Below are 22,583 nucleotides of genomic sequence, written 5' to 3' on the forward strand. Positions count from 1 at the left end.
TAACCTATTTTAATTTTAAGGCCTCAATGATCTTTTCGGCATCAAAATCCCTGTCTACCGATGGTAAATAGATGTCAAAAGCTTCAGCCTGTAGTTTTTTGGCATATTGTTCGCTAAAAAAGTGCTTACCATCTTTAATTACGTAATTCAGGATAAAAAAACGATAAGCTTCTTTTAAAAAGCGGATCTCATCGGCAGTAAGCGGGTTAACTTTATGGTATTCTTTTAAAAAAATAATGAATCGGTCTTCCATCATAGTGTTGATCACGTAGCTGAAAACGGTACGGTCGCCAATATCAGAAACTACGCGACTGAAGAAATAAAAATCGAGCAAACGGTAACTCATCCTGAACCAATCATAATCCCAGCGCGAGTAAAGCTCAAGATCAGGTGTTACCGAAAAGTTGCCGATATTCCAGTCGATAAATACAGGAATGATCTCGAACGAGCTCATGTTGTATTTGGAGCGGTTTTTCAAAAAGGTTTCACAGTGGTATTTTAAAAAGTCGGCCTGCATGCCGGTACCAAATTGTTTTGGGTTGCTCTCGATTTGTTGCTGCAAGGCCCAGATATCGGTGCGTAAGGTCTTTGACGATTTTGGCAGCACATTTTTAACCCTTGAGCAGGCTTTATGGAATTTGCCAACCTGCTGACCAAGTTTTTTAATATGGTTTTCTTCTAACCGGCGTGGCAGGCGCTGTAAAATACGTGTGGGGTTATAGAAAACCACCCAGGCATCGGTTTTGCCGTGTTTATGATGATAGATGTAAACGCGGTTATTTTTTTGTAAAGAACGGGCCAGGAAATTCTCAAACGGGTAAAGCAGGTTAATTGCCAGCGTTTGAATAATGCGGTGGTCCTCCTTAAAATGTTCGAACTTGCCAAAGTATGAGAGTTTGGCTATGATAATATCATCGTCATCAAACGTAATGCGGTACACGTGATTGGTTGAAACCATAGCGCTGATATCTTCAATATCACGGATGGTTTTTGACGCGTCATACCCTTCCCAGGCCTTGCGGATAATAAAAGAATAGTCCATTTGTATGTATCTACCGGCAAAGTTACGCCATTGGCAGCATTCGGTTTATAATTAAGGGTGTAAATATATTGTCTGAACCCGAATTTTTCGAATTAAAAAATTAAACAGAATATTAAATTCTACTCATTCCCAAAATTCGTTTAATTCGAGTTCAGACATCCTTCCGGTTCAGATTATATAATCTCAAAATACCTCTTCAACTCCCAGTCGGTAACGCTTTTGGCAAACTGGCGGTATTCCCACAGCCGGGTTTGGGTGAAGTGATCAACAAAACCTTCGCCAAAGAGCTCTTTGGCCAAGTCGGAGTTTTGCATTGCCGTGGCGGCTGTATGCAGGTTTGGCCATAGTACACCATTACGTTTGTCCTGGTAACCATTGCCTGTTGTTGGCTTAATATTTAGCTCAAGCTTGTTTTTAATACCGTACAAGCCCGAAGCCAGTGCTGCAGCCATGCCCAGGTATGGGTTGGTATCTGAACCCGGGATGCGGGTTTCCAGGCGGGTATAGTTTTCGGTGGTATTGATAACACGTAACGCGGTAGTGCGATTTTCTACGCCCCAGGTTATGGTAGTGGGTGCCCAGGCCCCTTCAACAAGGCGTTTGTAGCTGTTGATGGTTGGCGCGTACATAGGCAACAGGTAAGGCATGCAATATAGCTGGCCTGCAAGGTAATGCTTATGCAGGTCGCTCATTTTGTTTACATCATTGGCGTTGTAAAACAGGTTTTTTGATTGATCTTTAGTCCACAGGCTTTGGTGGATATGGCCGCTGCAGCCTGGCAGCGTTTCAGTCCATTTGGCCATGAATGACGCTATAATGCCGTGTTTATAGGCTATCTCTTTAACTGCGGTTTTAAACAGGGTTGCTTTATCAGCGGCAGCTAAAACTTCATCATGCAATATGGCAGCTTCATATACTCCCGGACCAGTTTCGGTATGCAGGCCCTCAATCGGGATATTGAATTTGGTAAGCAGATTAAACAGATCATAATAAAAATCGCTGTTTTCTGATGTACGCAGTATAGAATAGCCGAACATGCCCGGTGTGAGCGGTTCAATATTAGTGAACTTTTTATCGGCAAGGGTTTGCGGTGTTTCTTTAAAATTGAACCATTCAAACTCCTGTGCAAATTCGGCGTGATAGCCCATCTCATCACATTGCGCTTTAACATGTTTGAGCAGGCTACGCGGACAGGCCGGCAAGTCGTTGCCGTCGGGTTTGCTGAAATCGGCTAAAAAAAAGGGGATATCATCCTGCCAGGGCACATTACGCAGGGTCGACAGGTCAATACGGCAAAGTTTGTCCGGGTAACCGCTTTGCCAGCCGGTTAACTGTACGTTATCATAACAAACATCGCTGCTATCCCAGCCAAATACCACATCGCAAAAGCCATAGCCACTTTGCAATCCATCAATAAATTTTTTAGGGTGGATCACCTTACCGCGCAAAATGCCATCAATATCGGCAAAGGCGAATTTTATTTTCTGGATGTTATTCTGTTCTATATACGCTTTGATCTCTTCTGTGTTCATGGTATAAAGTATGGCCGGTTAAGGTGCAGCAAGATAGCTATTATGGCTTAAACTATAAAAAAATAGCCTGTGCGTGTATAATACGCGTTTGCGCTTACCTTTGTTTGAGCTATTTATGGAAACAACAAGTCAATTTTTATTTGTGTATGGCACATTGCTGCAGCCCGGCAATGAGTTTGCAGCGTATCTAAATAAACACTGTAAATTTATAGGTGACGGAAGAATAAGAGGGCGACTTTATGATATTGGCGAATATCCTGGCGCAGTGATCGGTAATACTGAAGAACGCTACATTTACGGTAGTATTTTTATGATGGATGACCCCGACATTATATTAAAGGTAATTGACGATTATGAAGGTGTCGGTGGGTTATACCAACATCCGCATGAATATATAAGGGAAACGGTGAGCATCTATACCACTAATGATATCATGGAGTGTTGGATCTATCTTTATAATTTACCTGTAGCCGCTTATAATGAGATTACCACGGGTGACTATATCCAATATTTAAAAGATACTTCTGTCAAAAATAATGTTGCTAAGCAGCCATTTAAATAACGATGTTTTTTCATTTCAAAGATAGATTTCCGAAGTTGAATGCCTATTGGGACAGATACCTGCCATTTCAGAAACGCATGGAGGTACCGGCTAAAACAGTGTTACTTCAGGAAGGCAAAATATCTCAGCATTATATCTTTATTGAAAAAGGTTGTGTACGAACATTTTTCAATAACAATGGTGATGATAAAACGGTACAATTTTTCTTTGAAAATGAAGGGTTAAGTTCTTTCGATAGTTTTGTAAACAACGTGCCAAGCTCGTTCACAATCGAAACTATTGAACCATCGGTTATTTATCTGTTGCCCAGGCAGTATGTTTCCCAATTAATGGACGAGTTAAGCCACGAGCCCGATTTTGCACAAATGATATTACAGATGACGGCCCGGCGGCAAATGCATTACATTAATGAGTTTGTTTCCATTATTCGCGATACACCTGAACAACGCTATCAGCTTCTTTTAAACGAGAGGCCGCATATCATACAGCGAGTACTTCAGCATTATATTGCCTCGTATCTGGGTGTAAGCAAAGTACATTTAAGCCGCATAAAAAGCAAACTGGCAAAAGGCAAATCGCATTTCTGAACTTGATAACATATGTTATCGTCCCGGTTTGTATGCCTGGCTAATTTTGTGTTATCAAAAAAAGAAAAATAACATGAAAGCAGCAGTAATGTATCAACAGGGAGGGCTACCTCAATATACAGATTTTCCTGAACCGGCGGTTCAAAACCCCGACGAAGTATTGGTTAGTGTAAAAGCAGTAGCTATTAAACATCTTGACAAAAGCAGGGCATCGGGCAAGCATTATTCGAGCGATGCACTTAATGAAAACGGTCGTGTAATTGGTGGCGACGGTGTTTGTGTTCTTGAAGATGGGAAACGCGTATATAGTATAGGTGTAAGCGGTATGCTGGCAGAAAAGGCTGTTATAAATAAAAACAGGATGGTGAAAATACCTGATGGTGTGGATGATGCCGTTGCGGCCGCTTTGCCAAATGCAGTTATTGGCGCCGCTATGGGACTTAAATTTAAGGCCAATATCAAACCCGGAGATGTTGTGCTTATCAATGGCGCCACCGGCTTTACCGGGCGTGTAGCCGTACAGATTGCCAAACACTACGGTGCAAAAAAAATAATTGCAACCGGTAGAAACAAAGCATCCCTTAACGAACTGTTGGCACTTGGGGCCGATGAGACTATTTCCTTAACGCAGGATGATGACGGCTTTAAAGCACGGTTATCAGCAGTACATTCGCAAACACCGATAGATATTGTCATAGACTATTTATGGGGGCATACTGCCGAAATGATCCTTACTTGCTTAAAGGGTAACGGTTCATTTACCAATAAAATAAGATATGTATCTGTAGGTAGTATGGCCGGAGATCTTGTACAGCTTTCGGCGGCAACCCTCCGAAGTGCTGATCTTCAGTTAACAGGGTCGGGACTTGGCGCATGGTCAAAAGCACAGGTAGGTGAACTTTTTAGGGAGATTTTACCGGAGATGTTTGCGCTTGCGGCTGCAGGTAAATTAAAAGGAGATACTGTTAAGGTGAATTTAGCAGATATTGCCGAACTCTGGAACCTGGAAGTGCCTAACGGGCAACGCCTTGTGGTGATAATCGACAATTGAGGCATTTCAAAGCATAATATCCCGGTACAAAAAATCCCCCGGTTATAAACCGGGGGATAAAATAATAACTATTTATTAGGGGGATTAAAGCTTAGCTGATTTTACAGTTTTGATGATCACAGCAGCAACTTTGTATGGATCGGCAGCTGAGTTAGGACGACGATCTTCCAGGTAACCGCTCCAGTTGTGGTCAACAGCGTACAGAGGGATACGGATAGAAGCACCACGGTCAGATACACCATAGCTAAAGTCATGGATAGAAGCTGTTTCGTGTTTACCGGTTAAACGCTGATCGTTATCAGCGCCGTAAACAGCGATACACTCAGCAACTGCAGGGCGGAAAGACTCGCAGATAGCTGTGAAAATTTCTTTGCTGTTTGCAGTACGTAAAGTAGTATTTGAGAAGTTAGCGTGCATACCAGAACCGTTCCAGTCTAATTGACCAAGCGGTTTGCAATGCCAGTTAACAGCAACTCCGTATTTTTCGCCAATTCTTTCCAATAAATAACGTGCAACCCAGATCTGGTCACCAGCTTCTTTAGCACCTTTAGCAAAGATTTGGAATTCCCACTGGCCGGCAGCAACCTCAGCGTTGATACCTTCAACGTTTAAGCCTGCTTCTAAACATACGTCTAAGTGTTCTTCAACAATTTCGCGACCGAAAGCATTGTTTGCACCTACTGAACAGTAGTAAGGGCCTTGCGGGCCAGGGTAGCCACCTGCAGGGAAACCAAGTGGTTTGTTTGTTGCGGGATCCCACAGGAAGTATTCCTGCTCAAAACCGAACCAGAAATCATTATCATCATCAGCGATGGTAGCACGGCCGTTTGATTCATGTGGTTTGCCATCAGCACTTAATACTTCGCACATTACTAAGTAAGCGCTTTTTCTTTGCGGATCTGGAACAACAAAAACTGGCTTTAAGATACAATCAGATGAACCACCTGGTGCCTGCTCAGTTGAAGAACCGTCAAAGCTCCAGTTATCTAAATCTTCTACTTTTCCGCTAAATTCTTTAACGATTTTTGTTTTGCTACGCAGGCTTTGTGTTGGTTTATAGCCGTCAAGCCAAATGTACTCGAGTTTCGTTGCCATTTTTTAATTAATTTGTAAAGTTGGGGTTCTAATTATAGTTTTTGTATTAATCTCAATAATTATTAAGGCGAATTTAAATTATTTTTACAAAATTCATTGCAAATGTTAAGAAATTTTGTATTTTTTTTCAATAACACGTTAATTATAGCTGCAAACCTGTAAAAAAGGGTCTGTAAAACTGTGTTTTTAACAATTTCATATTTTCGGAAATGAATAAGGGCTGTTTTTTATCAATAATGCAAATGTGCGTGTACGGGGTAGCCTTGCAGGTATAATACAAGCAGATATACTTGCCTCTTCCGGTAAGGCTGAGATAAAAATTATTGATACAGGAACTTAGTCGCTTAATTTTTCTGATATGTTCTTAATAGCGTCGTCGAGCCTGGTGGCCGAATCGTAAAGATGCTTTTCTACCTGTAAAAACTCCTCTTTTTTGTCTTTGCTTTCGCTCATCAGCTCAACAAGGCCTAATATATTGGTAAGATGTTTGCGTACCTCATGCGAGTTGATAAAAGCCAGCTCGTTTTTTTTGGTATCATATAGTAATTTTTCATAGTGCCGTTTTTGCCTGGCGCTGCGATATAACAGGGCAATAACAGCAAACATGAAAACTGTGGTAATGCTGATGAGGATCAAAATAAGGCGTTCGCGCCTGTATTTTTCGGCAGTATCGGTAAACGAGGTTTCAATTTTATCAATTTTTATTTGCGCCGATACATTGCCCACCTGTGTAGTATTATTCAGGCTCTCTTCTGATTGTTTCAATGCAAGGTCAAAATTCTCGACAGCCAGTTTGTAATCGCCCCTGTCCCGGGCTATTTTTCCAAGCAATTGATAAAGATGATGCTTTATTTCAGGGTGATTATCAGAATATGGAAGCGCGAGCAGTTGGTTAGCTATAGCGCTTGCCGAATCCGGTTGTCCGTTCAGGTAAAAAGCATCGGCCAGATTTTGTTTCTCAACATCGTTAGGTACATATTTTTTGTCCCTTTGAAGGTTTTTGATTTGTGTTATAGCTTTGTTATAATCATGTTTTAACAGCGATATATAATAGGCAGTACGATATTGGTAGCTGAATAGTTTATAACTTTTGTTGTTTGGCCCCATTAAATCATCATGACATCGCTGCAGCGAATCAAGGTTTTTCATCCTAAAAAAATTCTCGGCCTTGTTATAGCTTATTATCGTGTAAAATCTGTCGTCCTTTATCTTATTTTCCTCCTTGATATGGAATGCCTGGTTAAGGTAATATAATGACTGGCTATACAGGTTGAGTTTGTAATACAGATCGGATATATTGATGTTCAAGAATACCTGCAATAGCGGATCGTTAAGTTTTAAAGCTTGTTTTTGAGCCAGGCCGTAACTGTATATAGCGCCTATTGGGTTGCCTTTATCTGTTTGAATAAAAGCAAGATGGCTAATAAACGAATAAAGCAAAAAATCGGCTTTGTTCTTTGAAGCCTGATTAATGGCTTTAACCATAGCACTTTCAGCTTCGGGGAGTTTTAAAAAGCGTTTCTGAATAATGCTTTCAATAAAGTATTTTAAAGCTTCCTTATCGCCCACATCGTATTTATCAAGCTCCTTATAAACTTCATTTTTACCCTGCGGGATTGTATTTACGGGCCCCTGCTGAAAGCGGAGCTTAATATAATTAACCAGTTTTTTATCCTGAAGATCCCTGTTCTGGATCTTTAAAAAATGAACAAGACTGTCTTCAGGAAGATATATATAAGGATCAGCTTTTGAATAGCTCACACCAAATATTACCAGCAAAAAACAGTAGAGGAATTTTTTTAAGCTACGCGGCATGGAGCATAAAAATACGTTGGCGCATGATAATTTCAAATACTTTGTACCATTTAATTTTAACTGTCAAATTTATCAAGCAGCTTCAAAAGCGTTTCAAAGTCTTTAGGATATGGAGCATGGATGGTAACTTCGGTTTCGGGATTGATACGAAATGTTACTTCATAAGCATGCAGGGCAAAGCGCTTCATGATAGGCAGCTCTTCCTGATCTTTACCCAAATGATATTTGCGCTTTATTTTAGAGAGAAAAACAGGCTCGCCCTTATACATCTCATCGCCGGCTATGGAGGCTCTTTGTGTAGCCAGGTGGATCCTGATCTGGTGCATACGGCCTGTAACCGGGCGGCATTCAACCAAAGTATAATGTTTATAATATTTTAACGACTGAAACCAGGTTTCGGCACGCTTGCCTTCCTGCCTGCTGATGGTTACACTGCCCTTGCCAACATTTAATATAGGCAAATCAACAAGCAGGTTATCGAAAGTATGTGTGCCGTCAATAACCGCGTGATATACTTTTTTAACCTTACGCTTTTCAAACTGAATGGAAACCGACCGGTAAGCCTCGGGATTTTTTGCAAAAATAAGCGCGCCGGATGTTTCTTTATCAAGGCGATGACAGATCTGCGCATCGTCCCAATAAGCCTTAGCCAGCCTTAACATGCTGATCTCGCTGCTGCCTTCGCCCCGTTCATCAAGTGAGCTTATAAAAGGCGGTTTGTTCACAACAATAACGTCGTCGTTCTCAAACAGTATCAGATCGGCAAATTTGGGAAACTTCATAGCCCGCAAAAATACGGTTTATAATTTAAACAGCTGCCACCGTATTTTATTCATTTATGCTGCTAAATTAAAGTTGCAAACAGGGTAAGGAATTAAGTTGAATGTTAATAAAAGTTTTAGCTAATATTTACTCCATATCATCATTGTTTAATAAATAAAACTTCCTGTTTTTCCTCGTTAAAAAAGTGTACCTTCGCGCCGTTATTTTCATGGTGGTGCTGAGCGCTTTTTTGCCTGTAATCCCTTCATCGACAATAAAAAAGAATTAAATAAACAATGAAAAAAATTGGCGGCTACAGGAAACTCCTGAACGTGACCGAAAATGCAGAGTTAAGCGAGTTACGTTCGGTTTATAAAAGCATGATGAAAACCTGGCACCCCGACAGGTTTCAGGACGACAACAGGGCAGAGGCAGAAGAGAAGAGTAAAACAATTATTGAAGCTTATCATTTTTTGGTAAGCATTGCACCTGAAACCCGTGCTCAAACTTTGCCTGATTATACAGCTACCACAACGTTATCAAACATAGCCGATTTTGAGTATAAGCAACAGGTACTGAAAGTTACTTTTCTTGATGGTAATGTGTATGAATATTTTGGCGTGCCCAAAGCCGTTTATATCAAACTGATCAATGCTGATTCGCCCGGCCGGTTTGCCCGCAGGCATATTTTTAACGAGTTTGTATATCGCAGTGTAAATAAACTGGTTGCTTCGGCTTAATTATCTTATCCTACCTGGTTAAGCCTTTCTAAATCATCGGCGGTGTCAATGTCAATAGCGCCCAGCGGAAAAGGGAGTATAAAAACGTCATCGGTATGTGCTTCAATGATTTTTTTTGCACCTTCGGAGCCTTGCAGGTCAAGTAGTTCGGGGAAATATTTTATATCGAACAAAGCGGGCGCGCCCAAAACATCACGATAGCCGCAGGCAATAATACCGCAGTCATTAACTTCTTTTTTTTCCATTAATTGTGATATCAGGAATGAATCAACAAATGGCTGATCGCAAAGCATCAGGATAATTGAAGTTATGCGGGGTTCAAGCCTCAAAATTTCGGCTACACCAACTTTTATTGACGAGCCCATTCCCTCTTCCCAACGCGGATTGTGAATGACGCCTACAAGTTGTTCATCTATATTGGGACGGATTAATTGTTCATTGGCTCCTAACACCACAATAACTTTTTCGCAATGCAGGCAGGTAAGCGCGGTTTGAATTGCCCGCTGTAAAAGGGTTTTACCCTGGTAAATTTGGTTTTGCTTGGGCGAGCCAAAACGATTTGATGCGCCCGCCGCCAGAATAATAATCCCTGTCATTTTTATTACTGTTACATTAGATGTTGGTATAACTGTTGTTGTAATGCCTGGTTAATGATCATGCATTACCATTTTGTAGCTTCCGGTCCTGCGGTTTATGTTTGTTAGGCTCAGGGGGCTTCCTTTTTATAAATTCTTTGGGGCGGATGCTTGCCTTAATACGGTAATAATTTAATTAAAGTTTTAGTCGGATCTATTCATTTATAACAATTTGATTTTTTGTGCTTTATGCGTGTATTGGGAAAGGGGTGTAACCCTGTTACGCTTTTGTAATTTTATTTCAGACCGGATATATCACTGAGGAAGGGAATAAAAATACATTTCGTAAACATCTCCAAGCGGGGTAATGCTTATTTTTACAATTGCCGTGCATAAACTTAAAGGTGTAATGGCTGTTAATTAATTAAATTTACAGGATAAAAAAGCTATATTTTGTTAACAGATAATCATGGACGGAAGATCAGCTATATGCGCCTCGCGGTGACAGACAGGTGCAACCTGCGCTGTTTTTACTGTATGCCTGAGGATGGCTTGAACTGGCTTTCACGTGCCGAGCTCATGACCTATGAGGAAATGCTGCGCAGCTGCAGTTTGCTTGTAAAAATGGGTATCGAAAAAATCCGTATTACCGGGGGCGAGCCCTTTGTACGCAAAGATATTATGCATTTGCTCACAGCTATATCCAGGCTGGACGGCTTAAAAGAGCTGGGCCTTACAACTAACGGTGTACTTACAGCTCCTTATGTGCCCGAATTAAGAAAGATAGGTGTACGGTCAATAAACCTGAGCCTGGATACGCTGGATGCCAACCGCTTTTTTACCATTACCCGCCGCGACGAATTTGCCAGTGTGATGACAGCCTTAGATGCCATGCTGAGCCATGATATGGAAGTAAAGATCAATGCCGTGGTGATGGATGGCAAAAATATACAGGATATTATCCCGCTGGTTGAATTGGCCAAAGAGTTGCCGGTAAGTGTCAGGTTTATAGAAGAAATGCCTTTTAACGGCGATGGTCATGTGTACGATGGATTACATTGGGATTATCTTCGCATTTTAGATGAAATAAAAAGCAAGTATCCGCAAATAAAGAAACTGGATGACCCGGCTTATTCTACTTCATACAATTATCAGGTCCCGGGGCATAAGGGTACAGTTGGTATTATAGCCGCTTATTCGCGTACATTTTGCGGCAGCTGTAACCGGATCCGCATAACGCCTCAGGGTGGGTTAAAAACCTGTTTGTATGATGATGGCGTGCTCAATTTAAAAGATCTGATGCGTGCGGGAGCTTCTGATGAAGTATTGGAGGATGCCCTGTTAACTGCTTTTAGCCACCGCCCGGCAGATGGCTGGGAAGCCGAGCGGGCACGGGTAGCCAAAACAGGTATCCACGAGTCAATGGCCACTATTGGCGGATAGTTTTAAACTACATATATATGACAACGGTTGAAGAAGCTGAAAAACTGGTGCTTGCGCAAATTAGGGATTATGGTACTCAAAGCCTCCCGTTTGAACAGGCTCTGGGTTGTGCCCTGGCCGAAGACCTGAAGGCCGACCGCGATCTGCCGCCCTTTAACCGGGTAACCATGGATGGTATCGCTATAAGATATGAAGCTATTGAGAGTGGGATCAATATTTTCCGGATCAAAGCTACCCAGGCAGCCGGTGACGAGCCGGTTCAAATCGACAGCGCCGATGAATGCATCGAGATCATGACCGGTGCTGTGTTGCCCGCTTCGGTTGATACAGTGATCCGCTATGAGGATGTGGAGATCATCGCCGGGTCGGCGAGTATACATACCCGCGACATAAAAAAGGGACAGAACCTGCATTTGCAGGGCCTTGATAAAAAACAAAATGATGTTATATCAACGGCAGGACAGCTGGTAAGCCCCGCTATCATTAGTGTGGCGGCATCAGTAGGTAAAACCCACCTGCTTGTTAAAAAAATGCCGCGGGTGGTAATAGTTTCGTCAGGAGATGAATTAGTTGATGTGCATGAAACGCCGCTGCCGTACCAGATCCGCAAATCAAACAGCTATATGGTAAAAGCCGTTTTAAAACAACATGGTACCGATGCTGATATTTTGCATATCCCCGATGAGCCCGCGGTTACTGAAGAAAAGATCCAGTACTGTTTACAAAACTATGATGTACTGCTGCTAAGCGGTGGTGTTTCGATGGGGAAGTTTGATTATATCCCCCGGGCGCTTGAGGAATTAAAGGTTGAAAAGTTGTTTCATAAAGTAGCCCAGCGGCCCGGTAAACCCTTTTGGTTTGGCAGGCATAATAACGGTGCATTGGTGTTTGCTTTTCCGGGTAACCCGGTAGCCACATTTATGTGCCTGCACCGTTACTTTTTAACATGGCTTAATACAGCGCTGGGCTTGCCCGCAAAAGCCGCCACATATGCGGTATTAGGGAAAGATTTTACATTTCAGCCGGCATTACAATACTATTTGCAGGTAAAGCTGCAAAGTAACGGGCAAGGCCAATTGATAGCTACGCCTGTTGAGGGAAATGGTTCTGGCGATTTTGCTAACTTAGCAGATACCGAAGCTTTTTTAGAACTTCCGGCCGAAAAGAATAATTTTAAAGCAGGAGAGGTGTTTAAGGTTTGGAGGTTTTAGTTTTTGGGATTTCACCGATTTTCTTTGTTGATTACACCGATTTTTTGATTTGATCGAATCCATAACATAATAAGTCGCTATAAACAAACAAAAGGGTCATGGCCTAACCAATCGGTGAAATCACAATAAAAATCATTGCAATCATAATAAAAAATAATGTTAACCCACATAAACAAACAAGGCGATCCGAATATGGTTGATGTAACTGAAAAGCAGGTTACATACCGCACTGCTACTGCGCGCAGCATTGTTAGTTTGCCGGCAGAGGTATTTGAACTTTTAGCAGGAAATGAATTGCAAAGCAAAAAAGGCCCCGTTTTTCAAACGGCTATCATCGCTGGTATCATGGCGGCAAAAAAAACCGGCGACCTGATCCCGCTTTGTCATCCGCTGGGTTTGGATAACTGTAATGTTACTATCCGAATAAATGAGCAGCAGGAAGTGGTGGTTGACTGTACTGCAAGCATTACGGCAAAGACAGGTGTGGAAATGGAAGCGCTGGTAGGCGCTTCAATAGCGGCACTTACTATTTATGATATGTGCAAGGCCATGAGCCATGATATAGTGATAAAAGAAACCAAACTGATCTCAAAAACAGGAGGTAAACGTGACTTTAAAAGATCATAACCAGCCATCAGGCACGCATAAAAAACACGCTAAACTGGCCCGCCCTTCAACCGGTAACTTCGGCCGTAACGAATGGGCAATTTTAGGTGGCCCCTGTACCGTGATCAAATTATTGGCCGATGATGTGATCCGTTCACTTTCTCCGGTTTATAAATGTGCTTATGTGGATATGTCACATAATGATGATATTACTTTGCTGCCCGGCAGATTGGTGAGCGGCGCTTCGCTTGATTATACCGACCAGGTAAACTATCAGCAGTTTAACTATCAAAACCCGGTATATCCTTATCAGCTTAAACAGCAATTTTCGTCTGCCGACCTGGTATTAGTTAATGGAAATCACCAGCAGGCTAAGGCCCAGGTAGTTATTATCGACGTTAATAAAGAGGCGTCACTGCAAAAAAGGACAGGTCAGCTCAATAATATTCAGCTTTTTCTGCTGGCCGATAATGCAAGCGAAATCCCGGACTTTATACAGGAAGTTATACCCAACTGGCATCAGATCCCAATTTTAAAAGTAGATGAACGTGAAAAGATCGTTGCCTTTTTTGAAGCCGCATTAAAGTTAGCCAAACCCGTTTTAAATGGACTGGTATTGGCCGGCGGCAAAAGTACCCGAATGGGTTTTGATAAAGGTGCGGCCAAATGGCATGGCAAGCAGCAACGGTATTATATGGCCGATCTGCTTAAAACCTTTTGTCGGGAGGTTTACATTTCCGGTCGCCCCGGCCAGCAGCAGGAAATTGACCCGGCTTATCCCGTTATTGAGGATACATTTACTGGTTTAGGACCTTATGGGGCTATTCTTTCCGCTTTTCGCGAACAGCCGGATGCCGCCTGGCTGATTATAGCCTGCGATTTGCCTTTGATGGATGAAGCTACCCTTCGCAATTTAGTGGCCTGGCGAAACAGTTCGTCGGTAGCTACGGCTTATCACAGTCCGGTAACTGATTTCCCGGAACCTTTGATAGCCATATGGGAGCCTAAAAGCTACCCTGTACTGCTATCGTTTTTGGCGCAAGGGTATTCATGCCCGCGCAAGGTTTTGATCAATAGTGATATTACATTGTTAAATGCCCCACAACAGGAGGCGCTGACCAATGTGAATACGCCTGAAGAATTGGAGAAAGTAAAATCAATGATCCACCATACAATAGTTGTTACTAATGAATCAGGATTTACAACGATATAACTGCCAGATAGCGCTGCCTGGTTTTGGCGAGGAAGCCCAGCAATTATTGCAGGAAGCCCGCGTACTGGTTGTTGGGGTAGGAGGGTTGGGCTGTCCGGCTGCACAATACCTGGCATCAACCGGAATTGGTACATTGGGTATTGCCGACTTTGACCAGGTATCGGTAAGTAACCTGCATCGCCAGGTATTATACACGCCGGCCGATGAAGGCGAAAATAAAGCTGAAGTGGCTTGTTCACGCCTGCAGGCCCAAAATCCGGGTATTAAGCTCGTACCTCATGTCATCAAAATAACGTCCGACAATGTGATGGATGTCATCAGCAATTACGACATTGTGCTGGATGGTACCGATAATTTTGAAACCCGTTATTTGCTCAACGATGCCTGTGTTTTGGCAGGTAAACCCCTTGTTTACGGTGCTATTTACCAGTTTGAAGGGCAGGTTGCCGTTTGGAACGTAAGCAACGCTAAAGGACTTAATTCGCCCAATTACCGTGATCTGTTTCCCGAGGTAGATGCTACCCAGATCCCTAATTGTACCGAAGGCGGGGTGGTACCAACCCTGGCCGGAATTATTGGCTGCATGCAGGCCAACGAAGTAATCAAGTACATCACTAAAACTGGTGAATTATTGGCTGGAAAAGTGCTGATCTTTGACGCACAAAGCATGCAAAGCCGCATCATTAAGATTGGCCCGGTAACAAAAACACATATCCGCAGGTTAAAAACAACCATTACCATTCCTACCATCAATGCTGATGAGTTAAAAAAACGGATCCTTTTGGATGATACCATAGAACTTATTGACGTGCGTACCATCCAGGAGCGTGAAGCCTATGATATTGGCGGCACGCATATCCCGCTGGATGAAATAGAAGAGTACCTGGCCTACTTTACTAGCCCGAATACCAAAGTCCTTTACTGTTCATCAGGCAAACGAAGCGACGAAGCCGTAAAACTTATCCTCAAAATGCTCCCTGAGGCCGATGTGTTTTCATTGGAAGGCGGATTGGAAGAGTATAAGGTTGGATGATTTCGGATTTTGGAATTTCGATTTTGGATTTTTTTAATTTAAAATCGAAACGTTTAAATCCGAAATCGAACATTCCCAATCCGAAATTCTGCGCCGTTGTTGGTGTTGTCACCAACAACTTTTTTGTATCCTAAGCTTTTATAATGACGAAACCTCCTACAAGCGGCAGCTACGGAGCGGGAGTTGTTAGTGACAACACCAACAATAGCAAAAATCTAAACTTCCAATTCCGAAATCGAAATTCCCAAATCCGAAATCCTAAGGATGTGCTGCCACCCAGACGTCACCATCCTCAAAGCTTTCTTTTTTCCAGATAGGTACGGTTTGTTTAAGTGTGTCGATGATGTACCTGCAGGCATCAAAGGCAGCGTCACGGTGCGCTGCTGAAACGGCAATAACAACCGGCACCTCGCCAACCTGCAGCAATCCGGTACGGTGGTGAATCAGTATTTTTTGTACCGGCCAGCGTTCAAAGGCCTGCGCAGCAATTTTGTTCATCTCGCTGATGGCCATTGGCTCGTAAGCTTCAAAATCGAGCCTTAAAACTTTTTTTCCTTTGGTTGCATTGCGTACGGTACCAATAAACACATCTATCCCCCCGGATTCGGGCGACATGATCCAGTCGATACATGATTGGATATCCAGTGTTTGGGCCGATAGGAGGATCTGTGTGTTCATAGCAATGCAAATCTATATTTTATCTGCCAATGATTTCATGAGGTATTTGGGCGACTCGGAATAACCCTGCCTGTAATAAAACCGGTGGGCGTCGGTCCTGCGTGTATGGCAGTGTACCTCTATCCTGTCGGCATTACGTTCTTTGCCAAGTTCGGTAATATAATCCTCAAGCGCCTTGCCAATACCTTTGCTCCGGGTGTTTTCATCAACAGAAAAACAACTGATGCGAATAAAATCACCCTTAACTACCAGCTGTGTTAAAAAATCAATGGCGATAAAACCTGCAACCTCACCTTCATCTTCATAAACCAAAACCTTCGATGAAGGTTGCTCTAACATTCGTTCAAGGTTACCCGGCAAAAAATCTTCAGTGCCTGGATAACCCAATTGTGTTAGCAAATTTGATATTGCAGTATGATCGGCAAGCGTTGCGCTTCTGATGGCCATTCTATATTAAGTTGATTGTTTAATATTGATGAAATTGAGGGTAAGTCCTAAAATACTACTGCAAGCTGCCCACTAAAAACTGTAAACTGCCGCTAAAAAGTTTACTGCCACTGCTACTTAAAAACTGCAAACTGATCTACCCCCCGCTTACCGGCGGAATGATCGCTATTTCGTCGCGTTCGTGAATAGTATCGCCGGGCAGGGCATATTCGTTGTTAACAGCCAGCATGTATGATGAAAGCTGCTTTAAACGCGGGTATTGTTGCTCAAGCAGGTATTTTAAATTGGAGATAGTTGCATCGTTGGTCATTTCCAGGCTAACTTCGCTGCTTCCAAATATCTCCTTAGCCACTCCAAAAGCCAGTATGTTGATCTTCATATCTCAAAAATATTCAAATTAGCTTACAAAACGAGTACTGGGTTTTAAATTTAACAAATCAACATATGTAAGTTCATTATGCGGGTTAAAGCCTCCGGGTTTGAGCCTAAACAAAAAATAAGCGTGAAGCCTTAACCTTGCCGGGGTTTACATGTGTTAATACTATTTTTAATGTAATTAATTGATTGTTAATTGGATAGTATAAAATTGCTCGAATTTCTGTTAACCCTGTTAACTCCTTGCCAGCCTAAGTTAACGGCTGTTTTGCAGACGCTTGCCTCAAAAACAATTCAAACGAAGGGACTTAAACTTGCCTTCTGCATATAAACTTGCATAAACAAACTATGCCATAAATTGTATCTTTGAATATGTCTTCGCCATCAGTTATTCATATCCCGGTTGTAAAAGTTAACGCTAACCGAAGCGCAAGGGAGGAGGATAGCATAGCCATTGAAGAACCACTTGAAATTAAACTGGAATATGGCCCTGCAGATGGCAGAGAGTTACGTAATATCTCTGTAACTATGCGTACCCCCGGTCATGATGCCGAATTGGCAACCGGTTTCCTTTTTACCGAAGGCATTATTAAAAATGCAGATGAAATAAAATCGGCAAAACACAGCTTTATCGCCTGTGCCGAAAACAAGGAGAATACCATACTGGTAACACTTGAACAAGGTGTGATACCACATCTCCAAAATACCGAACGTAATTTTTATACCACCAGCAGTTGCGGTGTGTGCGGCAAGGGTTCTATTAGCGCTATTCGCACGGTAAGCAATTTTGCCGCCGGGGTAGATGACGGAAATGTGATCAATAGTTTGGTACTTAATCAGTTACCGAAGATTTTGCGCGGGCACCAGCGGGTATTTGATGATACGGGCGGTTTGCATGCATCGGCTTTGTTTACTCCTTTAGGTGAGCTGTTATTATTGAGGGAAGACGTAGGCAGGCATAATGCTTTAGATAAGCTGATAGGTGCTGCTATGATGTATAACTGGCTGCCGTTGCAGCAAACAGTATTGTTACTTAGCGGCAGGGCAAGTTTTGAGCTTATTCAAAAGGCCGCGATGGCCGGCATCAGTATTATTGCGGCAGTAGGTGCGCCGTCAAGCCTGGCTATAGAACTGGCAAACGAATTTAATATTACACTGATTGGCTTTTTACGCGATGAGCGCTTTAATATTTACGCGGGCGCGCACCGGGTAATGGTCCCCGATGAAGCCGTACTAACTGCACCATCGGCGTAAACTGATTGATACCAATGAAAATAAGGATAAAAGGTAATTCACTAAGATACAGGCTCACAAAAACTGATGTAGCCAAACTGGCCGAAGAAGGTTATGTTCAGGAAACGGTCGATTTTGGCAGCCAGCAGCTTATTTATGCTTTGAGGCTGGTTGATGATGAGCATCTTTCGGCAACCTATAAGGAGAATGCCATAACACTATATGTGCCAAAAGCTGTGGCCACCGGCTTTGCCGACGACGATAAGGTAGGTTATGAAGGTAAACACGGCAGTTTGCATTTACTGGTAGAAAAAGATTTTACGTGTTTGGATGAAGTCGCCGAAGATCAGAGCGATAATTATCCCAATCCCTTAGCAGCTAAAAAGCCATGAGCAAGCAAGCAAAACAGGTACCGGCAGCAGAGAACCCCGAGAAGCTGCTCGACCTGAAAATAACACATCCAAAAGACTGGGCGGCGGGTATCCCTGCTGTAACAGTGGCGATGGTTGATATAGTAAAGGAAACGGGCCTGGCAAGAGGTATGGAAGGCTTGTTTCATATGAACAAAAAGAGTGGCTTTGATTGTTCTGGCTGTGCCTGGCCCGACCCGGATGACGACCGTTCAGCCATTGCCGAATACTGTGAAAATGGTGCCAAAGCCCTTGCCGAAGAAGCTACTACCAAAAAACTTACCGGTGATTTTTTTGTAGAAAATTCGGTAGCGGATCTTGCCAAACTTAACGATTATGAGATAGGGAAGAAGGGGCGTATCGCCCAACCAGTGTATCTGGGCAAAGGAGCTACACATTACACACCGGTAAGCTGGGATTTTGCGTTTAAAAAAATAGCGACTGAGCTTAACACTTTGGCGTCGCCCGATGAAGCTGCATTTTATACATCGGGCCGTACCAGCAATGAGGCTTCATTTACTTACCAGTTATTTGTACGCGAGTTTGGTACCAATAATATGCCCGATTGCTCCAATATGTGCCATGAAAGTACCGGTGTTGGCCTTGCAGATACCATTGGCATTGGCAAGGGTACAGTTACGCTTAATGATTTTTACGATACCGATGTGATTATTATTATGGGGCAAAACCCCGGCACCAATCATCCCCGGATGCTTAGCGCGCTTGAAAAGGCCAAGCAGAAAGGCTCAAAGATCATTGCGGTAAACCCATTGCATGAGGCGGGGTTGATGGGTTTTAAAAATCCGCAAACAGTAAAGGGCATTTTAGGTATCAAAACCCAGTTGGCCGATCTGTACTTACAGGTGAAGATAAACGGCGACATGGCCTTGCTAAAAGCCATGGAAAAACTGCTATACAAAGCCGAACAGGAAAATCCCGGCAGCGTCTTCGATCATGAATTTATTAAAAAGAACACTACCGGTTACGTTGCATTTTTAGACAGCCTGAACCAATATGAGGTTGACGACCTGGCTAAAGCTGCCGGTTTAACAGTGAATGAAATTGAGCAGGCGGTTGATCTGATTAAAAATAAAAGCCGCATCATCATTTGCTGGGCTATGGGCATCACCCAGCATAAAAACGGAGTGGATACCGTAAAAGAAATTGTGAACCTGACCATGCTTAAAGGCGCCATTGGTAAACCCGGTGCCGGTTTGTGTCCGGTACGTGGTCATAGCAACGTACAGGGTAACCGTACCATGATGATCTGGGATAAGCCAAAACCGAAGCAGTTGGATAAACTCAAGGAAATTTTTGGTTTTGAGCCGCCGCGGGGCCATGGTTATGATGTTGTTGAATCTATTAAAGCTATGGACGAAGACAAACTTAAAGTGTTTTTTGCCATGGGCGGCAATTTCCTTTCGGCTACGCCGGATACCCTGTTTACGGCACAGGCCTTGCGTAAACTTAAACTTTCGGTACATGTATCAACCAAATTAAATCGAAGCCATCTGGTACATGGTGAAGAAGCTTTGATCCTGCCAACACTATCACGAAGTGATAAAGATGTTGTAAATGGCGAGGATCAGTTTATAAGCTGCGAAAACTCCATGGGGGTTGTTCAAATGTCAAAAGGGATGCTGAAGCCTGTATCTGAACATCTGATGAACGAGAACCAGATCATTTGTAATCTTGCTAAAGCCACATTAGGTAATCGTGCCGTTGTCGACTGGGATAAGTACGCTCAAAGCTATGACGCTGTGCGCGACGCGATTGCCAAAGTCATTCCGGGCTGTGAGGATTATAACCAAAAGGTACGTTTGCCCGGCGGTTTTTACCTGCCAAACGCCGCCCGCGAGGGTAAGTTTATCACCGAAAAGAATGGAGCTGTTGTGCCTTTCAATATCGCCCCGTTGCCGAAGCATGAACTGGCTGCCGACGAATACCATATGGCAACCATCCGCAGTCATGATCAGTTTAACACCACCATATATGGCCTTGACGACCGCTACCGGGGCATTCACAATGAGCGCCGGGTAATTTTGATGAATGAAAAAGATATGAAAAAAGCCGGTTTCAGGGCGCAGGAAAAAGTTGACCTGTTTAATTATGATGATGGTGTTGAGCGGGTAGCGAGGTTGTTTGTAGTTGTGCCTTACAACATCCCCGAAGGGAATACAGCTACCTATTACCCCGAGGCCAATGTACTGGTTCCTATCAACAGCGTTGCCGAACAAAGTAATACGCCCACATCCAAACTGGTTAATATCAAAATCAGGAAACACGTGGGTTAATAACCATTCTAAATACTTACACCTTAAAACAAAAGCGTTTACATAATACTTATCTCCTTAAAAAAAGTATTATGTCATTTGATCAATATCACGAGCCGGCAAATGAACTATCCGACGAAACCCGCACCTTTGCCCGAATGATAGTTTCATTAACCGAAGAGGCTGAGGCTATAAACTGGTACGAACAGCGGATTTCTGTCGAGAAAGATAACCAGGCCAAAGCCATTATGCAAAACGCACAGCAGGAGGAGTTTAAGCACTTTGGTATGGACCTTGAGTTTTTACTGCGCAAAAAGCCGGTATGGCGTACTACGCTGCAAGCTATCCTTTTTAAAGAAGGTGATATTGTTGAGCTGGGCACCAAAGGTGAAGAAGCGGCAGAATAATAGTCATTTTTACATTTTTAGTTTTATCATCGTTACATTAAGTTAGGGCTATTGTATTATCTTTAGCGCTTAAATTAATACGGCCCTACTATAAAAGAATATGATCTGGTACGAAGAGGATGTGAAGCAGCTGGAAATTAAGCGAACCAAGCTTGATTATGTGCCGCGGGTAATTTTTTATGGAAGCTCATCCATTCGTTTGTGGAATACGCTTGATGCTGATTTTGATGACATGCAACCAGTTAACCTGGGTTTTGGCGGTTCTACACTGGCTGCCTGTGTATGGTTTTTTGAACGTATAATGCATTCTTATAACCCCGAATCCATTGTAGTGTACGCGGGCGATAATGATCTCGGCGATGGTCGCAATCCCGAAGAAGTTTTTATATTTTTTAAGCAGCTCACGGTTGAGGTTGAACGGCTGTTTGGTAATATTCCCTGCTATTATATATCGCTTAAGCCAAGCCTTGCCCGCTGGCCTATTGTTGAAAAGTACAGGTATACCAATAGCTTAATTGAAAACGAGATAATACACCGCCATAAAAACTGGCAGTTCATCAATATATTTAATCAGATGATAGATGCTTCCGGTAAACCAATACGAGAATATTATGATAAAGATGGTTTGCATTTGAGCAGCGCCGGTTACGCTTTGTGGAAAAAAGCTGTTTTACAGCGAATGCCACAAAGTATCAAATTAGCTTAATATAGGGTTTACACGCATTTGTCATCTTTCAGCGGTTTAAAAGATGAAAAGAGAGTACCACAAGTGGTTCAGTCCGTCGCTTCAGCGCAATATGGAATTGCTGGTTTTTGGCCATGCGGGCGCCTCTGTTCTATTTTTTCCCACCCGCACAGCCCGGTTTTATGATTATGAAGACTGGAAAGTAATTGAAGCCTTACGCAGTAAAATTGAGGCAGGTCACCTGCAGGTCTACTGTGTGGATAGTATCGACCGTGAAAGCTTTTATAATGAGTTCAGTCATCCCTACCATCGTATGGAAAGGCACCTGCAGTATGAGCAATACATTTTACAAGAGGTGGTGCCTTTAATGAAAATGCTTAACCTCAACGGCTCAATTATTTCGGCGGGTTGCAGCATGGGGGCTTATCATGCAGTAAATATCGCCTTTAAGCATCCTTCGGTATTTGTTAAGGTGGTAGGTATGAGTGGCCGCTATGATATTACACAGGCTATGGGTAACTTCCGCGACCTGTTGGATGGCTATCGTGATGAGAATGTGTATTTCAATATGCCCAACCAGTTTTTGAATAACCTGCACAGTCCCGAAATAATTGACCAGATCAAGCGCCTCCAAATTATCCTGGCCGTGGGCGAGGAGGACGCATTTTTGGAAGATAATAAATACCTAAGCACCGTGCTGGCCAGCAAAGGCATCCAGAATAGCCTGTATATCTGGCATGAGGAAGCACACCGCGCCCGTTATTGGCGTAAAATGGTACAACTCTATTTTTAAAAGCAAAACACTTTC

The 22,583-nt window shown here is 42.9% G+C and carries 24 protein-coding genes; 15 read left to right on the forward strand and 9 right to left on the reverse strand.

Annotated elements, in window-relative coordinates; translation table 11 throughout:
* Nucleotides 1–4 precede the first annotated feature (4 nt).
* Together ABID99_RS06475 and ABID99_RS06480 are read right to left on the reverse strand one after the other, a co-directional pair.
* A complete protein-coding gene (locus tag ABID99_RS06475) occupies nucleotides 5–1,042 on the reverse strand; it encodes a hypothetical protein (RefSeq protein ID WP_090526410.1) in 1,038 nt (345 codons plus the stop codon).
* 173 nt (nucleotides 1,043–1,215) lie between these two features.
* Nucleotides 1,216–2,574: a glutamine synthetase family protein gene (locus ABID99_RS06480; RefSeq protein WP_176627665.1), complete on the reverse strand. Its 1,359-nt coding sequence runs from the start codon at nucleotides 2,572–2,574 to the stop codon at nucleotides 1,216–1,218.
* A gap of 115 nt (nucleotides 2,575–2,689) precedes the next feature.
* Between ABID99_RS06480 and ABID99_RS06485 the strand changes: the two genes are divergently transcribed.
* From ABID99_RS06485 to ABID99_RS06495, 3 genes are all read left to right on the forward strand, one after another.
* On the forward strand, nucleotides 2,690–3,136 hold the full coding sequence (locus ABID99_RS06485) for a gamma-glutamylcyclotransferase family protein (protein ID WP_354484083.1): 447 nt from the start codon (nucleotides 2,690–2,692) through the stop codon (nucleotides 3,134–3,136).
* Nucleotides 3,137–3,138: 2 nt separating this feature from the next.
* Nucleotides 3,139–3,723, forward strand: a complete 585-nt coding sequence (locus tag ABID99_RS06490) for a Crp/Fnr family transcriptional regulator (protein WP_373613233.1) — start codon at nucleotides 3,139–3,141, stop codon at nucleotides 3,721–3,723.
* Nucleotides 3,724–3,796: 73 nt separating this feature from the next.
* The gene (locus ABID99_RS06495) at nucleotides 3,797–4,774 is read left to right on the forward strand and encodes a zinc-binding alcohol dehydrogenase family protein (protein ID WP_090526418.1); all 978 of its coding nucleotides are present in this window, start codon (nucleotides 3,797–3,799) and stop codon (nucleotides 4,772–4,774) included.
* Between the two features lie 84 nt (nucleotides 4,775–4,858).
* Here ABID99_RS06495 and ABID99_RS06500 read toward each other — a convergent pair whose 3' ends face one another.
* The 3 genes from ABID99_RS06500 to ABID99_RS06510 form a co-directional block, all read right to left on the reverse strand.
* Nucleotides 4,859–5,869: a glutamine synthetase beta-grasp domain-containing protein gene (locus ABID99_RS06500; RefSeq protein WP_090526420.1), complete on the reverse strand. Its 1,011-nt coding sequence runs from the start codon at nucleotides 5,867–5,869 to the stop codon at nucleotides 4,859–4,861.
* Between the two features lie 336 nt (nucleotides 5,870–6,205).
* On the reverse strand, nucleotides 6,206–7,648 hold the full coding sequence (locus ABID99_RS06505) for a hypothetical protein (RefSeq protein ID WP_354484081.1): 1,443 nt from the start codon (nucleotides 7,646–7,648) through the stop codon (nucleotides 6,206–6,208).
* 92 nt (nucleotides 7,649–7,740) lie between these two features.
* Nucleotides 7,741–8,466 (reverse strand): RluA family pseudouridine synthase, encoded by a 726-nt coding sequence (locus ABID99_RS06510; RefSeq protein ID WP_090526425.1) that lies wholly within the window; start codon nucleotides 8,464–8,466, stop codon nucleotides 7,741–7,743.
* A 276-nt stretch (nucleotides 8,467–8,742) separates the two neighbouring features.
* On the opposite strand from ABID99_RS06510, the gene ABID99_RS06515 reads away from it, so the two are divergent.
* Nucleotides 8,743–9,186, forward strand: coding sequence for a KTSC domain-containing protein (locus ABID99_RS06515; RefSeq protein WP_373613234.1), 444 nt, complete (start codon nucleotides 8,743–8,745; stop codon nucleotides 9,184–9,186).
* Between the two features lie 5 nt (nucleotides 9,187–9,191).
* On the opposite strand, the gene ABID99_RS06520 is transcribed toward ABID99_RS06515, so the two are convergent.
* Entirely contained in the window at nucleotides 9,192–9,782 is a 591-nt protein-coding gene (locus ABID99_RS06520) for an NTP transferase domain-containing protein (protein ID WP_090526429.1), read from the reverse strand.
* Nucleotides 9,783–10,214: 432 nt separating this feature from the next.
* Between ABID99_RS06520 and moaA the strand changes: the two genes are divergently transcribed.
* The 5 genes from moaA (at nucleotide 10,215) to ABID99_RS06545 (ending at nucleotide 15,267) form a co-directional block, all read left to right on the forward strand.
* Nucleotides 10,215–11,204, forward strand: coding sequence for a GTP 3',8-cyclase MoaA (gene moaA / locus ABID99_RS06525; RefSeq protein WP_090526431.1), 990 nt, complete (start codon nucleotides 10,215–10,217; stop codon nucleotides 11,202–11,204).
* Nucleotides 11,205–11,221: 17 nt separating this feature from the next.
* Nucleotides 11,222–12,415, forward strand: coding sequence for a molybdopterin molybdotransferase MoeA (locus ABID99_RS06530; RefSeq protein WP_373613235.1), 1,194 nt, complete (start codon nucleotides 11,222–11,224; stop codon nucleotides 12,413–12,415).
* Between the two features lie 156 nt (nucleotides 12,416–12,571).
* The gene (moaC, locus tag ABID99_RS06535) at nucleotides 12,572–13,042 is read left to right on the forward strand and encodes a cyclic pyranopterin monophosphate synthase MoaC (RefSeq protein ID WP_373613236.1); all 471 of its coding nucleotides are present in this window, start codon (nucleotides 12,572–12,574) and stop codon (nucleotides 13,040–13,042) included.
* Nucleotides 13,023–14,234: an NTP transferase domain-containing protein gene (locus ABID99_RS06540; RefSeq protein WP_354484077.1), complete on the forward strand. Its 1,212-nt coding sequence runs from the start codon at nucleotides 13,023–13,025 to the stop codon at nucleotides 14,232–14,234. Before moaC ends, ABID99_RS06540 begins: the two co-directional genes overlap by 20 nt.
* Nucleotides 14,209–15,267 (forward strand): ThiF family adenylyltransferase, encoded by a 1,059-nt coding sequence (locus tag ABID99_RS06545; protein ID WP_373613237.1) that lies wholly within the window; start codon nucleotides 14,209–14,211, stop codon nucleotides 15,265–15,267. The genes ABID99_RS06540 and ABID99_RS06545 overlap by 26 nt, the downstream gene beginning before the upstream one ends.
* Nucleotides 15,268–15,525: 258 nt before the next feature.
* Here ABID99_RS06545 and ABID99_RS06550 read toward each other — a convergent pair whose 3' ends face one another.
* The 3 genes from ABID99_RS06550 to ABID99_RS06560 form a co-directional block, all read right to left on the reverse strand.
* On the reverse strand, nucleotides 15,526–15,945 hold the full coding sequence (locus ABID99_RS06550) for a molybdenum cofactor biosynthesis protein MoaE (RefSeq protein ID WP_373613238.1): 420 nt from the start codon (nucleotides 15,943–15,945) through the stop codon (nucleotides 15,526–15,528).
* A 12-nt stretch (nucleotides 15,946–15,957) separates the two neighbouring features.
* Nucleotides 15,958–16,392 carry a GNAT family N-acetyltransferase gene (locus ABID99_RS06555; RefSeq protein WP_373613239.1) on the reverse strand — a complete coding sequence of 145 codons (435 nt, stop codon included), beginning with the start codon at nucleotides 16,390–16,392 and terminating at the stop codon, nucleotides 15,958–15,960.
* 136 nt (nucleotides 16,393–16,528) lie between these two features.
* The gene (locus ABID99_RS06560; protein ID WP_090526447.1) at nucleotides 16,529–16,771 is read right to left on the reverse strand and encodes a MoaD/ThiS family protein; all 243 of its coding nucleotides are present in this window, start codon (nucleotides 16,769–16,771) and stop codon (nucleotides 16,529–16,531) included.
* A 368-nt stretch (nucleotides 16,772–17,139) separates the two neighbouring features.
* Between ABID99_RS06560 and fdhD the strand changes: the two genes are divergently transcribed.
* The 6 genes from fdhD to ABID99_RS06590 all read left to right on the forward strand — a co-directional run bounded on the left by fdhD (nucleotide 17,140) and on the right by ABID99_RS06590 (nucleotide 22,568).
* On the forward strand, nucleotides 17,140–18,021 hold the full coding sequence (gene fdhD / locus ABID99_RS06565; protein WP_373613240.1) for a formate dehydrogenase accessory sulfurtransferase FdhD: 882 nt from the start codon (nucleotides 17,140–17,142) through the stop codon (nucleotides 18,019–18,021).
* A 14-nt stretch (nucleotides 18,022–18,035) separates the two neighbouring features.
* Nucleotides 18,036–18,392, forward strand: a complete 357-nt coding sequence (locus tag ABID99_RS06570; RefSeq protein ID WP_176627658.1) for a hypothetical protein — start codon at nucleotides 18,036–18,038, stop codon at nucleotides 18,390–18,392.
* Complete coding sequence (locus tag ABID99_RS06575) at nucleotides 18,389–20,704, forward strand: FdhF/YdeP family oxidoreductase (protein WP_373613241.1); 2,316 nt, start codon at nucleotides 18,389–18,391, stop codon at nucleotides 20,702–20,704. The genes ABID99_RS06570 and ABID99_RS06575 overlap by 4 nt, the downstream gene beginning before the upstream one ends.
* Before the next feature lie 71 nt (nucleotides 20,705–20,775).
* Nucleotides 20,776–21,090: a hypothetical protein gene (locus ABID99_RS06580; protein WP_091162212.1), complete on the forward strand. Its 315-nt coding sequence runs from the start codon at nucleotides 20,776–20,778 to the stop codon at nucleotides 21,088–21,090.
* Nucleotides 21,091–21,190: 100 nt separating this feature from the next.
* Nucleotides 21,191–21,796, forward strand: a complete 606-nt coding sequence (locus ABID99_RS06585) for a GDSL-type esterase/lipase family protein (protein ID WP_354484065.1) — start codon at nucleotides 21,191–21,193, stop codon at nucleotides 21,794–21,796.
* Nucleotides 21,797–21,839: 43 nt separating this feature from the next.
* The gene (locus ABID99_RS06590) at nucleotides 21,840–22,568 is read left to right on the forward strand and encodes an alpha/beta hydrolase-fold protein (RefSeq protein ID WP_354484063.1); all 729 of its coding nucleotides are present in this window, start codon (nucleotides 21,840–21,842) and stop codon (nucleotides 22,566–22,568) included.
* Nucleotides 22,569–22,583: the final 15 nt, after the last annotated feature.

The organism is Mucilaginibacter sp. OAE612 (genome assembly GCF_041806395.1).
Classification (GTDB): domain Bacteria; phylum Bacteroidota; class Bacteroidia; order Sphingobacteriales; family Sphingobacteriaceae; genus Mucilaginibacter; species Mucilaginibacter rubeus.